At 38.0% G+C, this 26,229-nt stretch carries 23 protein-coding genes and 1 other RNA gene; 21 read left to right on the plus strand and 3 right to left on the minus strand.

Annotated elements, in window-relative coordinates; translation table 11 throughout:
* Nucleotides 1–35 precede the first annotated feature (35 nt).
* The 10 genes from rpoN (at nucleotide 36) to NSQ77_RS17760 (ending at nucleotide 10,704) form a co-directional block, all read left to right on the plus strand.
* The gene (gene rpoN / locus NSQ77_RS17715; RefSeq protein ID WP_339227394.1) at nucleotides 36–1,328 is read left to right on the plus strand and encodes an RNA polymerase factor sigma-54; all 1,293 of its coding nucleotides are present in this window, start codon (nucleotides 36–38) and stop codon (nucleotides 1,326–1,328) included.
* A gap of 2 nt (nucleotides 1,329–1,330) precedes the next feature.
* The gene (locus tag NSQ77_RS17720) at nucleotides 1,331–1,570 is read left to right on the plus strand and encodes a glutaredoxin family protein (protein ID WP_339227395.1); all 240 of its coding nucleotides are present in this window, start codon (nucleotides 1,331–1,333) and stop codon (nucleotides 1,568–1,570) included.
* Between the two features lie 261 nt (nucleotides 1,571–1,831).
* Nucleotides 1,832–2,860, plus strand: a complete 1,029-nt coding sequence (locus NSQ77_RS17725) for a sugar-binding domain-containing protein (RefSeq protein ID WP_339227396.1) — start codon at nucleotides 1,832–1,834, stop codon at nucleotides 2,858–2,860.
* Nucleotides 2,861–2,898: 38 nt separating this feature from the next.
* On the plus strand, nucleotides 2,899–3,906 hold the full coding sequence (gene gap, locus NSQ77_RS17730) for a type I glyceraldehyde-3-phosphate dehydrogenase (protein WP_339227397.1): 1,008 nt from the start codon (nucleotides 2,899–2,901) through the stop codon (nucleotides 3,904–3,906).
* Between the two features lie 198 nt (nucleotides 3,907–4,104).
* Nucleotides 4,105–5,289, plus strand: coding sequence for a phosphoglycerate kinase (locus tag NSQ77_RS17735; protein ID WP_339227398.1), 1,185 nt, complete (start codon nucleotides 4,105–4,107; stop codon nucleotides 5,287–5,289).
* Between the two features lie 24 nt (nucleotides 5,290–5,313).
* The gene (tpiA, locus tag NSQ77_RS17740; RefSeq protein WP_339227399.1) at nucleotides 5,314–6,072 is read left to right on the plus strand and encodes a triose-phosphate isomerase; all 759 of its coding nucleotides are present in this window, start codon (nucleotides 5,314–5,316) and stop codon (nucleotides 6,070–6,072) included.
* A complete protein-coding gene (gpmI, locus tag NSQ77_RS17745; RefSeq protein WP_339227400.1) occupies nucleotides 6,069–7,607 on the plus strand; it encodes a 2,3-bisphosphoglycerate-independent phosphoglycerate mutase in 1,539 nt (512 codons plus the stop codon). Before tpiA ends, gpmI begins: the two co-directional genes overlap by 4 nt.
* A 50-nt stretch (nucleotides 7,608–7,657) precedes the next feature.
* Nucleotides 7,658–8,944, plus strand: coding sequence for a phosphopyruvate hydratase (gene eno, locus NSQ77_RS17750; protein WP_339227401.1), 1,287 nt, complete (start codon nucleotides 7,658–7,660; stop codon nucleotides 8,942–8,944).
* A gap of 122 nt (nucleotides 8,945–9,066) precedes the next feature.
* Complete coding sequence (locus NSQ77_RS17755; protein WP_339227402.1) at nucleotides 9,067–10,041, plus strand: nucleoside hydrolase; 975 nt, start codon at nucleotides 9,067–9,069, stop codon at nucleotides 10,039–10,041.
* Between the two features lie 102 nt (nucleotides 10,042–10,143).
* On the plus strand, nucleotides 10,144–10,704 hold the full coding sequence (locus NSQ77_RS17760; protein ID WP_339231070.1) for a nitroreductase: 561 nt from the start codon (nucleotides 10,144–10,146) through the stop codon (nucleotides 10,702–10,704).
* Between the two features lie 228 nt (nucleotides 10,705–10,932).
* Here the strand turns inward: NSQ77_RS17760 and ptsP are convergent, their stop codons facing one another.
* Together ptsP and NSQ77_RS17770 are read right to left on the minus strand one after the other, a co-directional pair.
* A complete protein-coding gene (gene ptsP, locus NSQ77_RS17765; protein ID WP_339227403.1) occupies nucleotides 10,933–12,645 on the minus strand; it encodes a phosphoenolpyruvate--protein phosphotransferase in 1,713 nt (570 codons plus the stop codon).
* Between the two features lie 175 nt (nucleotides 12,646–12,820).
* Nucleotides 12,821–13,732, minus strand: coding sequence for an alpha/beta hydrolase (locus NSQ77_RS17770; protein WP_339227404.1), 912 nt, complete (start codon nucleotides 13,730–13,732; stop codon nucleotides 12,821–12,823).
* 163 nt (nucleotides 13,733–13,895) lie between these two features.
* On the opposite strand from NSQ77_RS17770, the gene secG reads away from it, so the two are divergent.
* The 6 genes from secG (at nucleotide 13,896) to ssrA (ending at nucleotide 19,472) form a co-directional block, all read left to right on the plus strand.
* Nucleotides 13,896–14,129 (plus strand): preprotein translocase subunit SecG, encoded by a 234-nt coding sequence (gene secG, locus NSQ77_RS17775; RefSeq protein WP_339227405.1) that lies wholly within the window; start codon nucleotides 13,896–13,898, stop codon nucleotides 14,127–14,129.
* Nucleotides 14,130–14,243: 114 nt separating this feature from the next.
* Nucleotides 14,244–14,990: an alpha/beta fold hydrolase gene (locus NSQ77_RS17780; protein ID WP_339227406.1), complete on the plus strand. Its 747-nt coding sequence runs from the start codon at nucleotides 14,244–14,246 to the stop codon at nucleotides 14,988–14,990.
* A 48-nt stretch (nucleotides 14,991–15,038) separates the two neighbouring features.
* Nucleotides 15,039–17,255, plus strand: a complete 2,217-nt coding sequence (gene rnr / locus NSQ77_RS17785) for a ribonuclease R (protein ID WP_339227407.1) — start codon at nucleotides 15,039–15,041, stop codon at nucleotides 17,253–17,255.
* 380 nt (nucleotides 17,256–17,635) lie between these two features.
* Nucleotides 17,636–18,442: a zinc transporter ZupT gene (zupT, locus tag NSQ77_RS17790; protein ID WP_095311325.1), complete on the plus strand. Its 807-nt coding sequence runs from the start codon at nucleotides 17,636–17,638 to the stop codon at nucleotides 18,440–18,442.
* Between the two features lie 99 nt (nucleotides 18,443–18,541).
* On the plus strand, nucleotides 18,542–19,006 hold the full coding sequence (smpB, locus tag NSQ77_RS17795; RefSeq protein ID WP_339227408.1) for an SsrA-binding protein SmpB: 465 nt from the start codon (nucleotides 18,542–18,544) through the stop codon (nucleotides 19,004–19,006).
* 125 nt (nucleotides 19,007–19,131) lie between these two features.
* Nucleotides 19,132–19,472: a transfer-messenger RNA gene (gene ssrA, locus NSQ77_RS17800) on the plus strand.
* Between the two features lie 420 nt (nucleotides 19,473–19,892).
* On the opposite strand, the gene NSQ77_RS17805 is transcribed toward ssrA, so the two are convergent.
* Entirely contained in the window at nucleotides 19,893–20,138 is a 246-nt protein-coding gene (locus tag NSQ77_RS17805) for a hypothetical protein (protein WP_339227409.1), read from the minus strand.
* A 736-nt stretch (nucleotides 20,139–20,874) separates the two neighbouring features.
* On the opposite strand from NSQ77_RS17805, the gene NSQ77_RS17810 reads away from it, so the two are divergent.
* From NSQ77_RS17810 to NSQ77_RS17830, 5 genes are all read left to right on the plus strand, one after another.
* Nucleotides 20,875–21,240, plus strand: coding sequence for a metalloregulator ArsR/SmtB family transcription factor (locus tag NSQ77_RS17810; protein WP_339227410.1), 366 nt, complete (start codon nucleotides 20,875–20,877; stop codon nucleotides 21,238–21,240).
* Nucleotides 21,233–23,401, plus strand: coding sequence for a heavy metal translocating P-type ATPase (locus NSQ77_RS17815; protein ID WP_339227411.1), 2,169 nt, complete (start codon nucleotides 21,233–21,235; stop codon nucleotides 23,399–23,401). Before NSQ77_RS17810 ends, NSQ77_RS17815 begins: the two co-directional genes overlap by 8 nt.
* 378 nt (nucleotides 23,402–23,779) lie before the next feature.
* Entirely contained in the window at nucleotides 23,780–24,436 is a 657-nt protein-coding gene (locus tag NSQ77_RS17820) for a metalloregulator ArsR/SmtB family transcription factor (protein WP_339231073.1), read from the plus strand.
* Between the two features lie 86 nt (nucleotides 24,437–24,522).
* Nucleotides 24,523–25,833 (plus strand): MFS transporter, encoded by a 1,311-nt coding sequence (locus NSQ77_RS17825; RefSeq protein ID WP_339227412.1) that lies wholly within the window; start codon nucleotides 24,523–24,525, stop codon nucleotides 25,831–25,833.
* A gap of 142 nt (nucleotides 25,834–25,975) precedes the next feature.
* Nucleotides 25,976–26,197, plus strand: coding sequence for a glutaredoxin domain-containing protein (locus NSQ77_RS17830; RefSeq protein WP_339231076.1), 222 nt, complete (start codon nucleotides 25,976–25,978; stop codon nucleotides 26,195–26,197).
* The last annotated feature ends 32 nt before the right edge of the window (nucleotides 26,198–26,229 follow it).

A 26,229-nucleotide genomic window follows, 5' to 3' on the forward strand; every position in this document is an offset into this window, starting at 1 on the left:
AGAAAGAGAGTGCATCAACAAAGGGGAGTTTATGCATGAAACAAAAACTTAGCTTAAATCAGTCTTTACAATGGAAAATGAATCAGTCGCTTGTCCAGTCGATTAATATCCTGCAATTTTCAAGTGGAGAGCTGATGGAGTATATAAAAGAGGTGGCAAAAGAAAATCCATTAATTGAAGAAGTTAATTCTGATATGGATTGGATTCAATATCGACCAGCATCTCCAGATACACTTTCTATTGGGGAAATAAATACGGCGGAAATGTCATTGTACGATCAATTGAAATCGCAATTATTTACCATTTCTTACCCAGAACCCTTAAAACCAATTATTGAATTTGGTATAGATTCACTTAATGAAGACGGGTATCTTGAAATTGCTATGGATGAGTGGGCAGCTAAATGTGGAACGACAATTGAAAATGCCGAATACGCATTGGAGAAAATCCAATCCTTGGAGCCAGCAGGAATTGGTGCGAGAAACCTAAAGGAATGTATTTTATTACAACTAAAGCAAACAGATAACTTCCAGCCATTTATAGAAGATTTGCTTGAAAATCATTTAGAATTAATTGCGAATGCAGATGTGGAGGCGATAAGTGAACTATATGGAAAAGCTGCAGAAGAAGCAGAATCAATTATTGAAAGTATAAAGCTGTGTCATCCAAAGCCAGGTAAACTATTGGAACCGCCTGAACCTGACTATATTATTCCGGAAGCTTCTATCTATAAAGAGGATGGTGAATGGAGGCTTTCTTTTTATCGATGGTCAACACCCAAAATAACAATTAACCCAACATACCAGCATTTAAATGATCCTATGCATGAAGCAACTGATTACTTAAAAGAGAAGCATAAAGAAATTGAACAATTAAAACAGGCAATTGGCTATCGAGGGAATACAATCGAACGTGTTATTCGAAAAATTATGGAGAAACAGTATCTTTTTTTTGAACATGGGACATATATGATTCAGCCACTAACATTAAGAGAGATTGCGGGAGAACTGGAACTTCATATCTCCACAATAAGCAGGGCAATCAGTCAGAAATACGTACAAACAACACATGGCGTCATTCCACTCAAATTTTTTCTGCAACGTGGAATTAAAAACGAGAGTGGGACTACTGCTTCCTTTGCTGTAAAACAGCTAATGAAAGAACTGATTATCCATGAAGATAAACAAAATCCACTGTCAGATGAAGCAATAAAACGCAAACTAAAGAATGAATTTCAAATTGAACTAGCAAGAAGAACTGTAATGAAATACCGGGATCAGCTACGTATTCCCTCATCGATTAAGCGTAGAGAAAACAGGAGGAACTAATAATGCAGCATGTTATTTTATACACAAAGGAAACTTGTACTTTATGTGATGAAGCAGAGCTATTATTATCATTGTTTATGGAAGCGCATCCATTCGAGCTGGAAAGAAGAGATATTTATACAAATGATGAGTGGCTTGAAAAATATCATTTGGAAATCCCGGTAATTGAAATAAATGGCAGGCGGTTATATGGGGAAGGAATAAATTTTGAAGCGATAGAGAGATTACTCGCAGGGGATTAAAAGTAACACCATCTCATTAGCAGTTTAATGGGATGGTGTTTTTTTGTATCTTAAAAACGTCATTTAGTAAAGAAATCACGTTTTTCGTTTATGTTTTTAACCTTTGGGAATTGTAAACTATGTAGTCTTTTTAAAATATATGTAAAGATTTTAGTGTTTTCATTTGTATAACTTTCTGATTATGATATAATATGAATTGTAACTGGGACATAATATATCCTGTCGGGACGATATATGACCCGAAAAAGGAGAGCCTTTAAAATGAAAGCATTGATTAGTCTGCAGCAAAAGCTTGTTCCTGATGTATTAGAAATCATGCAGCAACGATATGCATTATTGCATAGTGTGGATTTGTTTCAGCCTATTGGCAGGAGAGGTTTGGCAGAAAACACGAATCTCACAGAAAGACATGTACGTGGTGAAGTCGATTTCCTTCATGAACAAGGGTTAATTGAAGTAACTGCTAGAGGAATGTATATTACAAATGAGGGAAAAGTAATATTGGAGCAGCTTGCGAAGTTTATAGGCGATCTAACGGGGTTACATGTTTTAGAAGAACAAATCAAGGAAATATTACAAGTAGACCGTGTAGTTGTTGTACCTGGTGACAGTGATGACGATGCATGGGTTAAAAAAGAAATGGGAAAGGCCTGTATCGCTTCGCTCAAGAAACTTGTTGGAAAACAAAATACAATTGCTGTAACTGGCGGAACTACTATGGCCGCTGTTGCTGATGCAATGACATCCTTGAATAAGGAAAGCGAATATCTGTTTGTCCCAGCCCGTGGCGGTATTGGTGAAAAGGCTGAAAATCAAGCAAGCAGAATTGTGGAAGAAATGGCCAAAAAGGTCGGCGGAGATTACCGGCAATTATATGTTCCGGATCCGATCAGTGATACGACGTATGAAACCATCATCAATGAACCCACTATTATGGAAGTGGTGCAGCGCATCAAAGGTGCTGATATTGTTATTCATGGTGTTGGGGATGCGTTGAAAATGGCTGAACAAAGGAGAACGCCAGACCAAATCATCACCTTATTAAAGGAAAAGGGTGCCGCAAGTGAAGCATTCGGTTATTACTTTGACCAAACAGGTAATGTTGTCCATAAAGTAAAAACAGTAGGAATACAGCTGGAAGATTTGGACAACGTAGATAATGTCATTACTGTGGCCGGAGGTAAATCAAAGGGAGTAGCAATTGCATCCTATTTCAAACGAGGTAGAGGTGAATTGCTAATAACAGATCAAGGTGCAGCAGAACAGATATTGAGAGGTTCTCCTCTTTAAATATATCAAGCAAAAATGAATTCTAGGAGGAAAAATACATGACAGTAAAAGTAGGAATTAATGGGTTTGGAAGAATTGGACGTAACGTATTTCGTCAATCATTACTAAATGATGAGGTAGAGGTAGTTGCTGTTAATGACTTAACAGATGCAAACATGCTTGCACATCTATTAAAATATGACTCTGTACATGGTTCACTAAAAGAAGAGATTTCTGTTAATGGTTCCAATATTGTTGTGGACGGTAAAGAAATTAAAGTTTTGTCTGAACGTGATCCTGCACAATTAGGCTGGGGCGATTTAGGAGTAGAAGTTGTTATTGAGTCTACAGGACGTTTCACAAATGCAGAAGACGCACATAAGCATATTGATGCTGGAGCGAAAAAAGTTATTATTTCTGCACCTGCAAACAATGAGGACTTAACAATTGTAATGGGTGTTAACGATGATCAATATGATGCAGAGAAACACCACATTGTTTCAAATGCATCTTGTACAACAAACTGCTTAGCACCATTCGCTAAAGTATTGAATGACACATTTGGAATTAAGCGCGGATTAATGACAACAATTCATTCATATACAAACGATCAGCAAATTCTTGATTTGCCACATAAAGATTACCGTCGCGCGCGTGCTGCAGCTGAAAACATTATCCCTACAACAACTGGTGCTGCAAAAGCTGTTGGCCTAGTATTACCAGAAATCAGTGGAAAACTAAATGGTATGGCTGTTCGTGTACCAACTCCAGACGGTTCATTAGTTGACTTAGTTGCAGAATTAGATAAAACAGTAACTGCTGAAGACATTAATAATGCATTAAGAGAAGCAGCAGAAGGTCCATTGAAAGGTGTTCTAGAATACAGTGAGGCTCCATTAGTATCGACTGATATTATTGGCAACCCGCATTCTTCAGTTATTGACGGGCTTTCTACAATGGTTATGGAAGATAACTTCGTTAAAGTTGTATCTTGGTACGATAACGAAATGGGTTATTCTTCACGCTGTGTAGACTTAGCTGCATTTATGAAAAAACAAGGACTATAAGAAAGATTGTAACGGAGGAGGATGCCATTCCTCCTCCGTTTTTTCGCAGATAACAATCTGCATAGGTGCAAATGCCAAGTTATAAATACTTTAACAAGCGTTAATCGGCTTGTTAGTATATAATTATTACGAAACATGTAATGAAGCGAACCTATGTTAAAGAATGGGTACATAGGCAAAAATAAGGAGGGTTTAATCATGAATAAAAAGACACTTCAAGACCTTGACGTAAAAGGGAAAAAAGTATTTTGCCGTGTAGATTTTAATGTTCCGTTAAAAGACGGGGAGATTACGGATGATACAAGGATTAGAGCGGCATTGCCGACTATTAATTATTTAACCGAGCAAGGTGCTATTGTTATTTTGGCAAGTCATCTTGGACGACCAAAAGGCAAAGTAGTGGAAGATTTACGTTTGGACCCTGTTGCCAAGCATTTAAGTAATTTAATTGAAAAACAAGTAGTAAAAACAGATTCCGTATACGGTGAAGAAGTAAACGAAGCGATTGCTGGATTACAAGCTGGTGATGTACTATTAATTGAAAATGTTCGATTTGAAGCTGGCGAGGAAAAAAATGATGCTGAACTAGTACAAGCATTTGCTGATATGGCAGATCTTTACGTAAACGATGCATTTGGTGCAGCGCACCGCGCACATGCTTCAACAACTGGTGTTGCAGAAAAGCTTCCAGCAGCTGCAGGATACCTGATGGAAAAGGAAATAAAAGTGCTGGGAAATGCACTTGAAACTCCAGAGCGACCGTTTACTGCTATTATTGGCGGGGCAAAGGTAAAAGACAAAATCAATGTAATCGATAATCTATTAGAGAAAGTAGATAATCTGATCATTGGCGGAGGACTGGCCTACACATTTATCAAGGCACAAGGCCATGAAATAGGGAAATCCCTTTTAGAAGCGGATAAAATTGACCTTGCACTGGAATTTATTAAGAAAGCCGAAGGGAAAGGCGTTAATTTTGTTCTCCCAGTTGATGTTGTTGTAGCGGATGATTTTTCTGAATCGGCAAATACGAATGTAGTTGCTATCGATGAAATTCCTGCTGATTGGGAAGCATTAGATATTGGTCCGAAGACAAGAGAATTGTATAGTCAGCTTGTAGCTGAATCAAAACTTATTCTTTGGAATGGGCCAATGGGTGTATTTGAATTGAACCCATTTGCAGGTGGAACGAAAGCAGTAGCAGAAGCGTTAGCCGAAACTAATGGTTACTCTATTATTGGCGGTGGAGATTCTGCAGCAGCTGTTGAGAAATTCAGCCTTGCAGATAAAATGGATCATGTATCTACTGGTGGAGGAGCTTCCTTGGAATTTATGGAAGGTAAAGTATTACCAGGTGTTGCTGCTTTAAATGATAAGGAATAGGAACTAACTCGGAGAGGTGATAAAATGCGTAAAAAAGTGATTGCTGGAAATTGGAAAATGAATAAAGATTTATCGGAAGCGAACGCCTTTGTAGAAGATGTTGTTGGTAGTGTTCCAGATAATGATCAAGTAGAAGCGATTGTATGTGCACCATTTCCGTATCTGTCTGCATTAGTTGAAAAAACAAATGGAACGAAATTGCGTGTCGCTGCACAAAATATGCATTTTGAAGAAAGTGGTGCATTTACTGGGGAAGTAAGTCCGGTTATGCTTAAAGATCTTGGTGTAACACATGTTGTGCTAGGTCACTCTGAACGCCGTGAATATTTTGCAGAAACAGATGAAACAGTAAATAAGAAAACACATGCAGCATTTAATCATGAGTTAACCCCAATTGTTTGTGTTGGTGAAACATTGGAACAGCGCGAAGCGAACCAGACGATGGATCTTGTTGCATCACAAGTGAAAAAAGCGCTGGAAGGTCTTTCGAATGACCAAATAGCTAACACGATTATTGCATATGAGCCAATCTGGGCAATTGGAACAGGTAAGACAGCATCTAGTGCCGATGCAAATGAAGTTTGTGCCCATATCCGACAGGTAATTAAAGAAGTGACATCAGAAGATACGGCGGAGAAGGTTGTCATTCAATATGGTGGCAGTGTAAAACCATCCAATATAGAGGAACTTCTTGGGGAGTCAGATATTGATGGTGCCTTAGTCGGTGGGGCAAGTCTAGAAGCAGATTCCTTTCTACATCTTGTGGAGGCAGGTACGAAATGACTCAAAATAAATTAGCTGCATTAATCATTTTGGATGGATATGCGATTCGTGATGAAGTGATGGGAAATGCAGTCAAACAAGCAAGTACACCTAACTTTGATCGATATTGGGAGGAATATGCCCATAATCAATTGATCGCAAGTGGAAACGCCGTAGGATTGCCTGAAGGTCAAATGGGGAATTCGGAAGTAGGTCATTTGAATATTGGTGCTGGTCGCGTTGTTTATCAAAGTTTGACACGTGTGAATATGTCCATTGAGGAAGGAGACTTTTTCAAGGTCGAGGCTTTTCTCAGATCGATTCACCATGCGAAAACGAATGATAAGGCATTGCACTTGTTTGGATTATTATCTGATGGTGGTGTGCATAGCCACATCAGTCATTTATTCGCATTGCTGAAACTAGCGAAGGATAGTGGTCTGGAAAAAGTATATATACATGCATTTCTAGATGGTCGAGACGTCGGCCCACAAACTGCAGGTAAATATATTGCTGAGACCGAAGAAAAGATCCGTGAGCTTGGAATAGGTGAAATTGCAACCGTTTCTGGACGTTATTATTCTATGGACCGGGATAAACGCTGGGATCGTGTTCAGAAGGCGTATGAAGCAATGGTTCAAGGGAAAGGGCCGAAGTATAAACACGCAATGGATGTTGTTAACGATAATTATGAAAATGGAATTTATGACGAGTTTGTTATTCCGTCCGTTATCGTTGATGAAAATGATAAGCCTGTAGGACAAATCCAAGATAATGATTCCATTATTTTCTATAATTTCCGCCCGGATAGAGCGATTCAAATTTCACGTACATTTGCAAATGCAGATTTCCGTGATTTTGACCGCGGCGAAAATGTGCCAAAAGACTTGGACTTTGTGATGCTGACGAATTTCAGTGAAACGGTTGATGGTTTTGTTGCTTATGAACCAATCAATCTGGATAATACGGTAGGTGAAGTGCTGGCCCAGAATAATCTGAAACAGCTGCGTATTGCCGAAACGGAGAAATACCCACACGTAACCTTTTTCATGAGTGGTGGACGTGAAGCGGAATTCCCAGGTGAAAAACGAATTTTGATTGATTCACCTAAGGTTGCAACGTATGATTTAAAACCAGAAATGAGTGCGTATGAAGTGACTGATGCACTGCTTACTGAGCTTGATAAAGGCGAACAGAATGCAATCATCCTAAACTTTGCGAATCCTGATATGGTCGGACATTCAGGTAAACTGCAGCCAACTATTGATGCGATTCAAGCGGTTGATCAATGCTTAGGTAAAATCGTTGACAAAATTATAGAACTAGGTGGACATGCAATCATTACTGCGGACCATGGTAACTCTGATGAGGTTGTTACGCTAGATGGAGATCCAATGACTGCGCACACTACCAATCCAGTACCAGTAATTGTAACAAAAGATAATATTCAATTACGCGATGGTGGTATCCTTGCAGATCTATCACCAACATTATTGGATTTATTAGATGTTGTAAAACCAGAAGAAATGACCGGAGAGTCGCTAATTATTAAATGATAACTACAAATAAAAATTACAAACAATAGGTAAAAAAAGGAGAGATTTTCATGCCATACATTACAGACGTTTACGCTAGAGAAGTACTAGACTCACGTGGGAACCCAACAGTTGAGGTAGAAATTTTTACAGAATCCGGAGCATTTGGTTCTGCGCTTGTTCCAAGTGGCGCTTCAACTGGTGAGTATGAAGCAGTTGAATTACGTGATGGTGACAAAGACCGTTACTTAGGAAAAGGTGTCTTAAAAGCAGTTGAAAATGTAAATGAAATTATTGCACCAGAGTTAATTGGACTTGATGTTACCCGTCAAAACATTATCGATGCTTTATTAATAGACCTTGACGGTACAGAAAACAAAGGTAAATTGGGTGCTAACGCTATCTTAGGTGTATCCATGGCAGCAGCTCATGCAGCAGCAAGCTTCCTTGAAGTTCCATTATATAACTACCTAGGTGGATTCAATGCCAAAGTGTTACCTACACCAATGATGAACATTGTTAATGGTGGAGAGCATGCAGATAATAATGTTGATATTCAAGAATTTATGATTATGCCAGTAGGAGCTCCTACGTTTAAAGAAGCATTGCGTACTGGTGCAGAAATTTTCCACGCATTGAAAAAAGTGCTAAGCGATAAAGGCTTGAACACTGCAGTAGGTGATGAAGGTGGTTTCGCACCAAACTTGGGCTCTAACGAAGAAGCATTACAAACAATCATGGAAGCAATTGAAGCAGCTGGTTATAAACCAGGTGAAGAAATCAAGCTTGCAATGGATGTTGCAGCATCTGAAATCTATGAGGATGGAAAATATAACCTAAAAGGTGAAGGTGTCGTACGTACTTCAGCAGAAATGGTTGACTGGTATGAGGAAATGATCAATAAATACCCAATCGTTTCTATTGAAGATGGTCTTGATGAAAATGACTGGGAAGGCTTTAAATTATTGACAGAGCGTATTGGTGATCGCGTACAGTTAGTAGGAGATGACCTATTTGTTACAAACACTGCGAAGCTTTCTCAAGGAATTGAACAAGGAATTGGAAACTCAATCCTTATTAAAGTGAACCAAATTGGAACACTTACAGAAACTTTTGAAGCAATTGAAATGGCTAAACGTGCTGGATATACAGCAGTTATTTCTCACCGTTCTGGTGAAACAGAAGATGCTACAATCGCTGATATCGCTGTTGCAACAAATGCAGGGCAAATCAAAACAGGTGCGCCGTCACGTACAGACCGTGTAGCGAAATACAACCAATTACTTCGCATTGAAGATGAATTAGCTGGTATGGGTGAATATGCAGGTCTAAGTGCATTCTATAACTTGAAAAAATAATAAATTTGGATAAGAGGCGGTGAAAATCCGCCTCTTTTCTTTTGGATGAAAAAAGGTATAGAAAGTCTCTTTCTGTAATACAGTTAACTAAATGTAATTATCTTACAGGGAGAGGGACTTACGTGGCTAAAAAAGTATTGCTTTTTGGCGATATCGGTATTGATGATACAATTGCTATTCTCTACGCATATATGAATGATGAAATTGATATTGTTGGGCTGGTTGCGGATTATGGAAATATATCAAGGGAAAATGCTTTAGCAAACATTCAATATGTAAAAAGTCTATTTGATACGGAAGAAATTGAAGATGTCAAAATCATTGCAGGTGCTGAAATACCAATGACTGGGGAACCTCCTGTATATGTACCGGAAATCCATGGGGAATATGGACTTGGTCCAATTATACCTGAGACAGATGGACAAAATTTAATCAGTGAAAACTTCCATGATATTGTAGAAATAATTGAACAATATCAACAGGAATTAGTCATTGTGAACATTGGTCGTTTAACATCACTTGCTACGATGTTCTTATTGTATCAGGATCTAATGAAAAAGGTAGGAAGCTACTATGTAATGGGTGGCGCATTTTGGGTACCTGGAAATGTAACTGCCGTCTCTGAAGCGAATTTTCATGGTGATCCAGTTGCTGCTCAGCTAGTGTTAGCGAATACTGATAACGTTACAATTATTCCATTGAATGTAACGCAGCAAGCGATCGCTACACCAGAAATGGTAGATTATATTGATCAAGTGGGCGGACTTCCTATTGTGAAAACGTTATTGGATTATTACTACGAATATTATAAGGAGAGGGACCCGAACATCCAAGGAAGTCCGCTTCACGATGTTCTTACATTAATGGCGATTAATAACGAAGACATGTTCACCTTCCAGGATTTACCGGTGCAAATTGTTCAGGCTCGAGAGGGTACAGAGCGAGGACAAAGCATCGCTGACATTCGTCCATATGCGAATCTTGAAGAGGATGCTGAAGAAGAGACCCGAAGAACACATCGTATTGCCTTCGGACTTGATTATCCAAGGTTTTATACGCGTTTTATGACTGTTATGTCAGGCCAGCGTTTCGAGTAAATGTTAAGCATAAAAGTGATATGACTTTAACTATCGCTTTTATGTTTTTTTATGCTAGTCTATTGGAATAGGAGGTGATGAAAAATTGATATTTTAAAAGCAATTCAAGAACGCAGAACCATTCATTCCTTTAAACAGCAAGAAGTGGACAAAGCATTATTGAAAAAAATATTTACATATGGAACCTGGGCACCGACGCATTATATGAAGGAACCATGGAAAATTAAAGTATACCAGGGAAAAGGAAAACAGGACTTTGTTGGGTCCATTATACAAAGCTATCAACGGATTGGAATGATCAAACAGGGCAATGATCCAAAAACAGTGAAAATGATTGCTTCAATGACAAAATTCCTTCTGGATATTCCTCATCATGCACTGATTTATTTTGAAATTGAAGATGACTCCATTCGCTATGAAGAAGACTTTGCAGCAGTGTGTGCATTTATTCAAAATGTACAGCTAGCAGCATGGGGATATGGTGTAGGCATGCTCTGGACGATAACACCCTATATGCACGATAAAGAATTTATGAAAGCCATAGGTTTAAAGGAAAGCAAAACAAAGATTGCAGCTGTTATGCAAATTGGCTATCCAGAAAAAATTCCGCACAATAAAGGAAGAAGTCCGATTGAGGAAAAATTGACTTTTATTGAGACATAGCGCTCAATTGGGTAAGAATTGATTCTCTATCCTCAACCCAAGAAAATCAATTACTTAAGGAGCAAAGGTACGACCCGCCGAACAAAATAATTATCTTAACTTGGGAGCGTGCACGCTTAATCAAATTGGTTTATTGCAAAAGACTCAAAAATGCTTGTTTATCCCATTTTATAAAATCGCTAAAAAAAGCGCTTGAACCAAAAAAAGTCCAAGCGCTATATCAAAAACTTATTCTGTTTTTTCTTTAATGAATTCTACAACTTCTTCAGCAGTTCCCATAGCTAGTATATCTTCTTTATAGGAAACCATTTTCTCTTTGGAAAGGCTACGGATTTGCGTACGAGCAGGTAATATTGATGTTGCACTCATACTAAACTCGTCTAATCCAAGACCTAATAAAATCGGAATTGCAATAGAATCCCCAGCCATTTCTCCGCACATACCAACCCATTTACCTTCTTGATGTGCTGCTTCGATAACCGTGTTTACGAGGTTAAGGATTGCAGGATGGTATGGTTGATACAGATAAGAAACCTGTTCATTCATTCGGTCTGCTGCCATTGTATATTGAATTAAATCGTTCGTTCCAATACTGAAGAAATCTACTTCCTTCGCAAATTGTTTAGCAATTACAGCAGTTGAAGGAATTTCTACCATGATTCCAACTTCGATATCATCGGATACTTTCACGCCATCTGCTTTTAAAGATTCTTTTTCATCAAGCAGGATTGCTTTGGCTTGACGGAATTCTTCTAATGTTGCAATCATCGGGAACATAATTTTTAAGTTGCCATATGCACTCGCACGCAGCAGTGCACGTAGCTGTGGACGGAAAACATGCTCGTTATCTAAACAGAAACGAATTGCACGGTAACCTAAAAATGGGTTCATTTCCTTTGGCAGATCTAAATAGCTAAGCTCTTTGTCTCCGCCAACATCCAATGTTCTTACTACAACAGGCTTATCACCCATTTGCTCTAAGACGGATTTATATGCTTCATACTGCTCGTCCTCAGAAGGGAGCTCTGATTTGCCCATGTACAGGAATTCTGTGCGGTAAAGACCGACACCCTCTCCACCATTGTTTAACACACCTGCTACGTCATCTGGTGTACCAATATTACCTGCTAATTCTACTTGCTCACCATCGTTGGAGAATGTAGGCTCGTCCTTCAGTTTTGCCCATTCCTCTTGTTGTTGCGCATAAGCTTCCTGTTTATTGCGATAAGTTTCCAGTTCTTCCTCAGTAGGGTTGATAATAATATTACCCTCAAGTCCATCAACGATTATTAAATCGTCTTTTGCCACAGTAGAGGTAATGTTCTTTGTTCCTACTACTGCAGGGATTTCAAGTGATCTTGCCATAATAGCGGAATGAGAAGTTCGACCGCCTATATCAGTAGCAAACCCTTTCACGAATTCGCGATTTAGTTGTGCAGTATCTGAAGGGGTAAGGTCATTCGCAATCACAATTACTTGTTCGTTTATTAAAGCGGGATCAGGGAAGCTTGCTCCTAACAAATGTGCAAGTACGCGTTTTGTAACATCTTGAATATCAGCAGCACGTTCCCGCATATATTCATTATCCATAGCTTTAAACATATCAATAAACATTGTTGCAACTTCATCCAGTGCAGCCTCAGCATTTACCTTTTCAGTGGTAATCTTGTCTTTCATCGGATTGACAAGCTCAGGGTCACTAAGCACTAATAGATGTGCAGAGAAAATTTCTGCGTGTTCTTCATCGATTTCTTTTCTTGTATGCTCTTTAATTCTTTCTAGCTCTTGCTTTGAGATTGCTAAAGCTTGGTCCAGGCGTTCGACCTCTTTATCTGTATCTTCAATTATAACCTTTTCAAACGATAAATCCGGCGCTTTCAATTCATAAGCTTTTGCAATTGCAATGCCGGATGATGCAGCTATTCCCATTACTTTCTTCATGATGCTAGAGTCCATCCTTTCAATATAAAAGAGTTTAGAAAAATTTGGCACTTGCCAGGTCCCTGAGCAGTTGCCTTTCACTTTGAAAATAGGAAGTTTAATACTTTCTCATTTAGCAAAAAACAATCCATATTCATTTTACCGTCATGCAAATACACTTGCAAGCAAATGATTGTTACAAATGAAGCACAATCCATCTATTAATATCAGTAAATATTTCCATTCTATTGATTTCGTTCAATATTTCATGTCGACCGTCAGGATAGAGCATGACCGTTATGCTTTCTAGTCCAGTTTTTTCATATATGCCAGCGGTTTTCCAAACACCTTTTCCATAATCTCCTACTGGATCAGCATCACCACTAATGATTAGCATTGGAAGATCTTTACGTATCGATTGATTCCGTTTTTTATTTTGCATAGAAAGAATACCGGATAGCAAATCATAGAAAAATCTGCCTGTGGGAACAAAACCGGAAAAAGGATCTTTAACGTATTCCTGAATAATTGCTTCATCCCTTGATAACCACTCGTATCCATGCTTTTTATCGTTTATTTTTTGGTTATTCCTGCTAAAAGACAGGTGGTTCATAAGATTAGATTGCTTTTTGGGTGGCAATACTTTCGCAAGTATTTTGCCAAGTGCAGATACACCAGTTGAGAAATAACCAGTGCCTGATAGAATGACTCCATCAATTAGATGACTATAGTTTTGTAGATAGTTTCTTGCTAGAAAGGACCCCATACTATGACCGAAGAGAAAAATCGGAGTGTGAGGATACTGGAGCCTAATATGCTGTGTTATCGCGTACAAGTCATCTGCTGTCTTTAGAAATCCATCATGATCTGCAAAATAACCTTGCAAACCTTGTCTTTCACCTGTTTTACCATGCCCCCTATGGTCATTCCCATACACGGCAAAACCCTTTTCAACTAAAAACGTGGCAAATTCATTATATCGTTCAATATGTTCGACCATCCCATGTGCCAGCTGGATAATGGCTTTGGGTGTTTGATTCTCGGTATACCATTTCTTTACATAAACAGCAGTTTCATCGTTCATCGTAAGCCAAAAGGTATGTTCCATATATAATCCTCCCCAATATATCGCTCTTTATATTTATATTAAAAGGAAAGTATTATTTCGTCTAAGTTTAATGTAAATTAAATATGATTTATCTTGCTAGTTTTAATTGAAATATGATAAAGTAACATGTAGGTATTGTCGGTGCAGGAGGAGGTCATGAAACATGGCAAGTGTTGTGAATATATTATTAGTAATTGATGCAATTGTGATGATAGCTTTAGTACTATTACAATCTGGAAAAAGCGCTGGGCTTTCCGGAGCTATCTCAGGTGGTGCAGAGCAATTATTCGGTAAGCAAAAGGCACGTGGGATTGATTTAATTCTCCATCGTGGAACGGTGATTACTGGCGTATTGTTCTTTATATTAGCTTTTTTAAGTGCATATGTATTACAATAGATAATAATCCCTTGTCACGAATATGTGATAAGGGTTTTTTAATGTTAAATGATGTATAGTTATCCATAAAGGATAGAGTAATAAGAGGAATATGCAAGGAGTTGTCACAGAATAATGAAAATCAAACTACCACAACCTTTTACGTTTGAAGCAGGACCGCGTGCTGTTTTATTATTGCATGGATTTACAGGACATACCGCAGATGTAAGAATGCTCGGCAGATTCTTAGAAAAGAAAGGCTATACAAGTCATGCACCTATTTACAGGGGGCACGGATTGCCGCCGGAAGAATTGATTAAATCTAATCCAAATGAATGGTGGGAAGATGTTAATCAAGCATTGCAGCATTTAAAGAATCTTGGCTATGAAGAGATTGCTGTTGCCGGACTTTCGCTTGGCGGTGTTTTAGGGCTGAAGCTTGCTTATTCAACAAATATTAAAGCAATGATCCCGATGTGCGCTCCAATGTTCTTCGATAATGAAACCCAGCTGAATCAGGGTTTTAAGGCTTTTTCTAAGGAATTTAAGCAATTAGAAGGAAAAGATGAAGCAACAATTGAACAAGAAGTAGCTTCACTTGTTGAAAATTCGAAGGAGCTTTTTGCTGGATTGGGTAAAACCATTACTGAAGTGAAAAATAATATTGACACCATCTATACACCGGTATTTGTCGTACAAGCGAGACAGGACAGAATGATTAACACGGAAAGTGCGACCTACATTTACGAAAATGTTGAATCGGATGTTAAAGAGCTAACGTGGTATGAAGATTCTGGTCATGTAATTACATTGGATAAAGAAAAGGATCAATTACATGAGGATATTTATCAATTTTTAGAGAGCTTGGATTGGAAACAATGATTAAATAAGTGAAAAAAGAGGAAGAATAAAATGAAAGAGGGTGAGCAGATGAAAGAAAGAATACTTGAGTTTTTTAAAGAAAATAATATGAAGCCTTTGGCGGTAGATGAAATAGAACGAGAGCTTGAGATTGATGATTCGGTCGATTTTAAGGAGCTTGTAAAAGCATTGAATGTGCTGGAAGAAAACGGTGACCTTGTTCGAACACGCAAAAATCGCTTTGGTCTACCAGACAAAATGAATCTCGTTAAAGGGAAAATCCAAATGCATGCTAAGGGATTTGCTTTTTTAATCCCAGAAGATGAGGAATCTAAGGATGTTTATATTCATGCAAATGATTTAGGCTCGGCAATGAATAATGATAAAGTGCTCGTTCGTTTGGAAAAAACAGGTACTGAGGGAAATCGTCCAGAAGGAAAGGTTATCCGTATATTGGAGCGTTCCGTTATACAAGTTGTTGGAACATTTGAAGACAATCGAGCATTTGGTTTCGTTATTGCCGATGATAAGCGGATTCCTAACGATATTTTTATCCCAAAAGGCAGTTCACATGGAGCAGTAAGCGGGCATAAAGTTATTGCGCGAATTACAAAATATCCAGAAGGAAGAATGAGTGCTGAGGGAGAAATTATTCATATTCTAGGGCACAAGAACGATCCGGGAATTGATATCATTTCAATTATATATAAGCATGGGATTGCAATTGATTTTCCAGAAGAAGTATTGGAGCAAGCAACGAATACGCCAGACGCCATTGCGCCTGAGGAATTAGAAGGCAGACGTGATTTGCGTGATGAAATGATTGTTACAATTGATGGTGCTGATGCGAAGGACTTGGATGACGCGGTAACGGTTAAGCAATTAGAGAATGGCAACTACAAGCTTGGTGTTTATATTGCGGATGTAAGCTATTATATAAAAGAAGGTTCAGCAATGGATGCAGAAGCCTATGAACGCGGAACTAGCGTCTATTTAGTTGATCGCGTAATTCCAATGATTCCCCATCGCCTATCAAATGGGATTTGTTCGTTGAATCCGCAAGTGGACAGATTGACGCTTGGGTGTGAGATGGAGATTAACACTAGTGGACAAGTAGTGAGCCATGAAATTTTCCAAAGTGTAATTAACACAACAGAGCGTATGACGTATCATGATGTGAATCGGATTTTAGCAGATAAAGATCCTGAACTTCGTGCAAAATATGAACCACTTGTACCGATGTTTGAGCAAATGGAAGAGCTTGCTAAAATTTTACGTTCGAAGCGTATGGGACGTGGTGCAATTGACTTCGATTTTAAAGAAGCAAAGGTGCTTGTTGACGAGAGTGGAAGACCGACAGATGTGGTTATTCGTGAGCGTTCTGTAGGAGAACGTCTCATTGAAGAATTTATGCTGGCGGCGAATGAAACGGTCGCGGAACATTTCCATTGGCTGGATGTTCCATTTATTCACCGAATCCATGAGGATCCGGACGAAGGGAAATTGGAAAAGTTTTTTGACTTTCTTGCAGGTCTAGGTGTTTCCGTTAAGGGGACTGCCAATGAAGTGCATCCACAGGCATTACAAAAGGTGCTCGAATCATTGGAAGGTGAGCCAGAGGAAATGATTGTTTCTAAATTAATGCTTCGTTCCATGAAACAAGCAAAATACGATCCACAGGGAATTGGACACTTTGGGTTGGCAACTGAATTCTACACACATTTCACATCACCGATTCGCAGGTACCCAGATTTGATTGTTCATCGCTTAATTCGTACCTATTTGATTAATCAGCAGATGGACAAGGGTACGCAAAAGCATTGGAAAGAAAAATTGCCGGAAATTGCAAGGCATACATCTGAACGAGAACGAAGAGCTGTGGATGCGGAACGTGATACGGATGATTTGAAAAAGGCAGAATTCATGAAAGACAAAATCGGTGAAGAGTTCACGGGTGTCATTAGTTCTGTTATGAATTTTGGAATGTTTGTAGAGCTTGAAAATACCATTGAAGGTCTTGTACATGTCAGCTATTTAACCGACGATTATTACCACTTTGATGAGCGGGCTCACGCTTTAATTGGAGAACGAACTGCAAATATCTACCGGATTGGTGATGAGGTTGAAGTAAAAGTAGTTAGCGTCAATACAGATGAACATACTGTCGATTTTGAACTGGCAGGAACGGGAGCGCGTAAAAAGCAAAACAGAAAACCAAGACCACCAAAAAAAGCTCTCCAATCAAATAAGACAAAGCCACAGAAAAAAAACAAAAAGAAAAAATGAGCTAAACGTTAGGTTGGCTCATTTTTTCTGCAGATTTGAACTTTGAGTCAGTTGCAAATCGGTATAGTAATCCTAAAATATTTTATTGACACCTTACATGGTGTCTTATAAACTACTTATAAAACTGTCACAAATCGTACAGGTGCAGCATAATCTAGACTCAACAGTCTGGAAATTCAGAAATGTAACCAACTGCATCTTTGCTATGAAGGCATTTTATGTGTTAACGAAGTGAAACATCTTGATTACAGGATAAAAAATGGTTTTAAAGCATTATTTATGGAGTGTTCTGCTTAAACCTTTTGAAGTAATGTTCCCAAGAGAAACAAGCACCTCATGGGTAATATCTCACTTTATAATTGAAGTTTGGAGGATTTTGGATGAATGATGTACTTCTTGCTTTCCTGTTAACATTATTTGCAGGACTTGCAACTGGAGTAGGAAGTGTACTTGCTTTCTTTGCTAAAACAACAAATACTAAATTTCTATCTTTTGCTTTAGGATTATCAGCCGGGGTTATGATTTATGTATCGATGGTTGAGATATTTTTTAAGGCAAAAGACGCTTTAACTGCATCTTTGGGCGAAACAGAAGGATATTGGTTTACGATTATTGGATTTTTCGCTGGGATGCTTTTCATCGGTCTTATTGATAAATTTATACCTAACCATAGCAACCCCCATGAAGTGAAAAAAGTAGAAGACATGGAAAAGCCAGGCGCAGCTCTTAATGATCCTGCTTTAATGAAGATGGGAATGTTTACAGCGTTGGCTTTAGCTATTCACAACTTTCCTGAGGGAATTGCAACATTTGTTTCTACACTGCAAGATCCAACGATTGGGATTGCTATTGCAGTAGCTGTTGCTATTCACAATATACCAGAGGGAATTGCTGTATCCGTACCAATTTATTACGCAACCGGTGATCGGAAAAAGGCTTTTAAGCTTTCCTTTTTATCAGGACTTGCAGAACCGATTGGAGCTCTTGTCGCAATCTTGATTTTAATGCCGTTCTTAAGTGATATTCTATTTGGAATTATTTTTTCTATGGTAGCAGGTATTATGGTGTTTATTTCCTTAGATGAATTGTTACCTGCAGCAAAACGGTATGATGAGGCACATCTTTCCATTTACGGTGTGATGACTGGAATGGCGATTATGGCGGTGAGTTTAGTTTTGATGGCTTAATGTTTGGGCTTGTTTCATTATAGTTAGGTGTTCTAATTGGAATCACAGCAGATTTCTGATAAAATAAGGTTCTATGCAAGTAGTAGGAGGAACACTCGTATGCCAAAAGGACAAGGAAAAACAATCGCGCAAAATAGAAAAGCATCCCATGATTATTTTATTGAAGATACGTATGAAGCAGGGATTGTATTACAAGGAACGGAAATCAAATCACTTCGTAATGGCCGAGTAAATATAAAGGATTCCCACGCAAGAATTGATCGTGGTGAAGTTAAATTGATTAATTTGCATATTGCAGAATATGAGCAGGGAAATCGATTCAACCACGATCCAACCCGAACACGTAAATTACTTCTGCATCGGAAGGAAATCGATAAATTAATCGGCCTAACACAGCAACAGGGCTATGCGCTTGTCCCTTTAAAAATTTATATTAAAAATGGCTATGCCAAGGTTTTAATTGGATTAGGAAAAGGGAAAAAGAAATACGACAAGCGTGAAGATTTGAAGCAGAAGCAAATGAAGCGGGATGTAGACCGTGCAATAAAAGATCATATGAGATAAATCGTAGTAGAGCCTGTAAATTCTGCCAGCCCTTGAAATTAGCTGAGATTCTGCTATAATAGAGTATGTAACACAATTTAATAATGCTCAATTATCCTATAGAGCGTTTCTCTTTACGGGGACGTTACGGATTCGACAGGGGTAGTTTGAGCTCAGGTTGCACGTCGAGGTTACGACTCGTAAACCGTTACTCGCCTAAATATAACTGGCAAAGAAAACAATTACTCTTTAGCAGCTGCGTAAGTAGCACTAAAGGATCCTTCCTGTCACTCGCCCGTGGTGCAGATTGAAGGGTCTCAACTTAAGCGGGCTATGCTGGTATCCTCCGTCTGAGGATCTCCAGGTGAACTGAATCAGACTAGCTATCCGAAAGCCTGTTGATAGGCTGCAGGATTAGCGAATGATAATATATCAACTACGCGTGTAGAAGCCTGAGTGCCGATATCTCTGGACGTGGGTTCGATTAGTAATTAGTCGCCTTTTGTGGTAACGCAAAAGTGATAACTCGGCTTTATCGGTGAAACCTAAGTTGCATTTATTGCAATAAGGCAATACCGAGTGGTATGTGGAGCGATCCAACAGCCATCTATCGACTTATAGGCTGCCAATATGGTAGTACTAGGATACGAAATCCTGCCAAACTTGGTAAATTTACATTTCGTATAATACGCCGGGAGACCTTATAATTTGAGGTCTAAGATATAGTCAGTGCCATGACGAAAGCATGGAAGAGCATGTCCCACCGTCTCCACCAATACATAATGTTGGTGGTTTTTTTGCGTTTGGTTATTCTATAGTTTAAAAAATTGTTCCTCAAATATTAATTTGTTTTTTAAGAGAGATTCATTATATTTACCGTTTCTTGGAGTTACTGAGTCATATTTATCTAATATCCAGTAAGCTCGATTTTTTTCTGCTGAACTCTTAGAAATGGATATATTTCTTCTAATATTGAAAATACATCTTTCTTTTTTTTGAAATATAAAGTATAGGAGTCTTTATGTTTATCGGGTTTATAATTCTTTTTATCATTAAGCGCTCCACCACCGACTACTTCTTGAATATAGAGTAGTAGTTCTTTATCAGTCGAAGATATCGAAATACAAGGTCTTCGATTTTCACGATGATGCATCCTTGTGAGAGTAATAGAACCTTCCCCGTCTATTATGCCCGCTATATAAGCTGCTTCCCATTTTCCATATGAGTTGCTCCTCGTATAATTATTTGATTTGGAACGTTTGTTCTGTATTCATTATATCATAAGTATAGGCTTTATAAGAAATTTGATATCGCCCCTGTGTCAACAATTTTTTCATGTAAGAAAGGGCATTTAGTTTTTTGGACCCCTGAAGATTTGATTGCTGTATATTATATCTTGATAACCCTGAAGGTATGATGGTTCTTGGTATAATTACTTCTGACGCTTCTGTTTTGAATCAGATGGTTCGTTCCATAGATATGGATATTGAATTGAAAAACTAACATTAAAATATAGGAAGGGATGGTTGAAAAAAGTCTACTTAAAACTCTACCTAATTAATGAAATTACCTCAATTGGCAAGGCTGCTATCGGGAATTTAATTTTAATTACTAGTATCTACCTAATTATTCTCCAGCTATAATAACTTTGCTCCCAAATAAACAGCCAATCCCCGAAAATAAGTGCAGAAATCCGATTCATGTGCTTTATATATCATTCAGTGTGGATGCTACGCAATGAAGTTTCACTTTATTGTATTGGTTCCAATGAAAAGTAAAGAGCTAAAAAATATGTTTATTATTCAAATAATCATTTGACTATTTGAATAAAGTTGCATATATTAAAAGTAAATATATACTCAAATATACATTTGAATGGGGGAGATATGATGGCGAAAGATATTTGTGAAGTTACTTGTATTAATGAAGAGAAAGTGACAAGAGCTAAACAGCATCTTACTGAACAAAACCCTATGGAAGTAGCTAAAATATTCAAGGCATTGTCTGATGATACAAGGATCAAGATTGCTTATGCTTTATCATCAGAAGGCGAATTATGCGTTTGTGATGTAGCAAATATTATAGACTCTTCAATGGCTACAGCATCCCATCATTTGAGATTATTGAAAAACTTAGGGTTAGCAACATACCGAAAAAAAGGGAAGTTAGTTTTTTATTCATTAGATGACGAGCATGTTAAACAGCTTGTCGAAATAGCCTTTCAGCACCAGAAGGAGGCTATTAAGGTTGAATGATACAGTAAAATCCGTAACAGAACATAAACATGTCTATCGCGTTGAAGGGTTTTCCTGTGCAAATTGTGCAGGAAAGTTCGAAAAAAATGTAAAACAAATTCCAGGCGTAGAGGATGCGAAAGTCAATTTTGGAGCTTCCAAAATTAATGTTTTCGGAAACACAACTATTGAAGAGCTGGAAAAAGCAGGTGCTTTTGAAAATCTTAAAGTAGTTCCTGAAAAACCTATACAACATACTTCACAAACGGTTCAAAAGGATTATATAGAAGAGAAAATCCCTTTTTATAAAAAACATAGTACTTTACTTACTTCGATAATGTTTCTATTTTTTGGTTACCTTTCTTTATTTGTAAACGGTGAAGGAAACCTTATTACTACATTATTATTTTTAGCATCGATGCTAATCGGAGGTCTATCCCTTTTTAGAGTCGGTTTACAAAACTTAATTCGCCTGGAATTCGACATGAAGACGCTGATGACAGTTGCTGTGATAGGTGGTGCCATTATTGGAGAATGGGCAGAGGTTGCTGTTGTAGTTATTCTTTTCGCAATCAGTGAGGCACTGGAGCGATTTTCAATGGATAGGGCAAGACAATCGATTCGTTCCTTAATGGATATCGCTCCTAAAGAGGCTCTCGTTAGGCGGAATGGGCAAGAATTAAAAGTTCATGTAAATGATATTGTTGTTGGGGATATCATGCTTGTAAAGCCTGGTCAAAAAATTGCAATGGACGGTTTAGTCGTAAATGGCTATTCTGCTGTCAATCAAGCAGCTATTACAGGTGAATCAGTACCTGTTGAAAAATCAATTGATGATAATGTATATGCAGGTACGTTAAATGAAGAAGGAATACTCGAAGTTGAAATAACAAAGCTTGTAGAAGATACAACGATTTCTAAAATTATTCATCTTGTAGAAGAAGCACAAGGGGAACGAGCTCCCGCACAAGCTTTTATCGATAAATTTGCGAAATATTACACCCCAATCATCATGATCGTCGCAGCACTCGTTGCGATCATTCCACCTTTACTCTTTGGTGGTAGTTGGGAAACATGGGTATATCAAGGCTTAGCCGTTCTTGTTGTTGGTTGTCCTTGTGCTCTAGTCATATCAACTCCGATTTCTATTGTTTCAGCGATTGGGAATGCTGCCAAAAAAGGTGTCCTCATCAAAGGTGGAATCTATTTAGAAGAAATGGGTTCCATAAAGGCGATTGCATTTGATAAGACGGGTACGTTAACAAAAGGAGTTCCAATTGTAACAAATTTTGAATTGCTGAACCAACAAATTGAAGGAAAGGAACTACTTTCTGTAATTGCAGCTCTAGAATACCGTTCACAACATCCGCTTGCTTCAGCAATCATGAAAAAAGCAGAGGAAGAAAATATCGCTTACGCACATATAAGGGTGGAAGACTTTTCATCAATTACCGGTCGAGGTATTGAAGGTACTGTAAATGGAACAACTTACTATATAGGAAGTCCACAACTCTTCAGCGAATTATTTGTTCCTGATTTCACTCAAGCATTCGAAGACAAGGTTAAGTACCTTCAGAATCAAGGGAAAACGGTCATGATTATTGGAGCCGAACAACATATCCTTGGCATTATTGCAGTTGCTGATGAAGTACGTGAAACAAGTAAAGAAGTGATTCAAAAATTAAATCAATTAGGCATCAAAAAGACAATTATGTTGACCGGTGATAATAAAGGTACTGCGGATGCAATTGGTGCATCCGTAGGTGTATCTGATATTCAATCAGAATTGTTGCCGCAAGATAAATTGGATTATATGAAACAACTGAGATCAGAGTTTGGCAATGTAGCGATGGTAGGTGATGGTGTCAATGACGCACCTGCATTGGCGGCCTCAACCGTTGGTATTGCAATGGGCGGAGCTGGTACAGACACAGCTCTGGAAACGGCAGACATCGCTTTAATGGCAGATGATTTAAGGAAGCTTCCATTCACTGTAAAACTTAGCCGGAAAGCGCTAAATATAATTAAAGCTAATATTACTTTTGCGATTGCGATTAAATTTATTGCCTTATTACTGGTTATCCCAGGCTGGTTGACGCTTTGGATTGCCATCCTTTCAGATATGGGAGCAACCGTTCTAGTAGCGTTAAATAGTTTACGACTTATACGAGTTAAGGAATGAATAAAGGAAGCCCTCCGGTTTTGGAGAGCTTTCTATTTTTAATAGACAACTTTTCAGTAGTAGTCAAAGAAATATTTTGTATATTAAAGACTAAATGCATGTGCATTCTTCAAAATAAGAGATTCTGTTTGTATCAAATTATATTTCACTAAATTTCTTTACAATTAATTTTTATTTGGTTTAGAAGTTATATCAGATAAGTTCCAAGTAACATTCTAAAAGTAGATTCCCTTTTGGAGCCTAACATAGAGCCATGGAGAGTATAGTGCTTCTTTATACGTAATGTGGTTTTGAAAAGAAGTTGTTGACAATGGCGGTTAGCTATGGTTACAATTCAACTATTCAATAATGTTATTGAGTAGAGGGTGGCTTAAAATGATAGATGCAAGATATTTAAAGGATTTATTATATCAAGAGTATGCAAGAATAGGTAAAAGTCTTTCCAGTCCGAAACGATTGGAAATTCTGGATCTTTTGTCGCAAGGTCCTAAATCGGTCGAAACATTATCGAAATCAACCGGTATGTCTGTAGCAAATGTATCACAGCATTTACAAACACTTAATAATGCTAGAATGGTTAAATTTAACAAGGCAGGAAACTATGTGATTTATGAACTGGCAGATAAGGTCATTGCTGACTTTATCAATTCTCTACATAAATTATCAGAAAAACAGTTTCTGCAGGTCCAACAAATAAAACAGAAATTTTTAAATGCTAATAAAGAACTGGAAGAGGTTTCGCTCGAAGAACTTAACGAAAGGATGGAAAAGGGAGAAGTATTACTGTTGGATGTCAGACCAAAAGAGGAATATGAAAATGCACATATACCCGGAGCTGTTTCGATACCAATGGAAGAATTAAAAGAGAAGCTTGACTCTTTACCGGCTAACCGTGATGTTGTTGCTTATTGTAGAGGAATATATTGTTTATGGTCAGCAGAAGCAGTAGAACTTTTAAGGAGTCAAGGTATTAATGCTTACCGTTTGGAAAAAAGCGTTCAAGATTGGAGTGAATTTCAAGAACATTTAAATTAATTTGAAGTTATTTGCTTATAAAAACCTTGGCTGATAAAGTTATTATTATTTGCTAAAGGGGAAATTAGAGAAAGAAGGTATTGGCTATGGTTAGGCAAACAAACGATTCAGTACAAGATTATATAGATAATCCAGAAAAACAAAAACAATTGTATAAACGTACATTAATCATTATCGTTATCTCACAAATGTTTGGTGGAGCAGGTTTAGCCGCCGGAATAACAGTTGGAGCATTGCTTGCAGGGCAAATGCTTGGCACGAATGCATTTGCGGGTATTCCTGCGGCCTTATTTACGTTAGGCTCGGCAGGAGCTGCATTAGCAGTTGGAAGGCTTTCGAATAGTTATGGAAGACGTATGGGGTTAGCAACAGGGTTTATAGCAGGTGGACTTGGAGCAGTAGGTGTTGTGTTTGCCGCTGTCTTAAATAGTGTGTTTTTATTATTTATATCCCTGCTCGTATATGGTGCGGGTACTGCGACTAATTTACAAGCTAGATATGCAGGGACAGACTTAGCAACGAACAAACAGCGAGGTACTGCTGTAAGTATAGCAATGGTCTCCACAACACTTGGGGCGGTTGCGGGTCCCAACCTAGTAGGTGTGATGGGAAATATAGCTCGTTCTATAGGTGTTCCAGAACTCGCAGGACCATTTATATTATCCGCAGCAGCGTTTATATTGGCGGGGCTTGTGTTATTTGCCTTTTTACGTCCTGATCCATTTATTATTGCTTTAAAAATAAATACAAATAAAAAAAATACAGAGTCAAACATGATTCGAGAAGAGAATCATGTGAATAAAAAAGGAATAACAGTTGGAGCCACCATTATGGTATTAAGCCAAATTGTGATGATAGCGATTATGACGATGACACCAATTCATATGGGGCATCATGGTCACAGCTTAGGAGCTATCGGACTTGTTATCGGCTTTCATATTGGCGCCATGTACTTTCCTTCGCTCTTTACAGGAATTCTGGTTGATAAGGTTGGGCGCCCTGTCATGGCAATTGCTTCTGGAGTTACATTGCTCATCTCAGGTATTGTAGCAGCGACAGCCCCAGGTGATTCTTTATTTTTAATGATTCTTGCGCTCACCTTACTTGGTATAGGATGGAATTTTGGCTTGATCAGTGGTACAGCTTTAATCGTTGACTCAACGGAGCCTTCAACACGCGCCAAAACCCAAGGTACAGTGGATGTTTTTATTGCTCTAGCTGGATCGACCGGAGGTGCTATGTCAGGAATGGTTGTAGCTGGTACAAGCTACGAAATGTTATCACTTGCTGGAGGGATTTTATCTTTAATACTTATTCCAGTAGTAATATTGTTTGTTGGCAGTAGAAATAATCAGAAGCAATTTTTAGAGAATGAAATAGTAAAAATAAAGAAATGAAGAATTTGCGAATATGCCATTATTGTACTAATTAGCAAGGAAGTTAGAGAATACTTTAATTTTTTTAATAAATTAAAGTATTTATCTGATTTTTAGTTCATAAACAAATTCATATAAAAGAGGAGGATTTTTTATAAATTAAATTAAAGTCTATACAACTAATACTTGTACATACTGTGTAGTGATGAAAAACTTCTTAAAGGACAAGGGACTTCCTTTTGAAGAAATAAACGTCCAACATGATCCAATTGCTGCAGACCGTTTAGTAAAAACAACAGGCGAAATGGGTGTTCCACAAACTGAAATAAATGGTCAATGGGTATTAGGATTTGATCCGGAAAAAGTAATGCAATTAGTTAAGTGAAAAATTACATCGATTATATTATAAACATTATG

This window comes from Oceanobacillus sp. FSL K6-2867 (assembly GCF_037963145.1).
GTDB lineage: Bacteria > Bacillota > Bacilli > Bacillales > Amphibacillaceae > Oceanobacillus.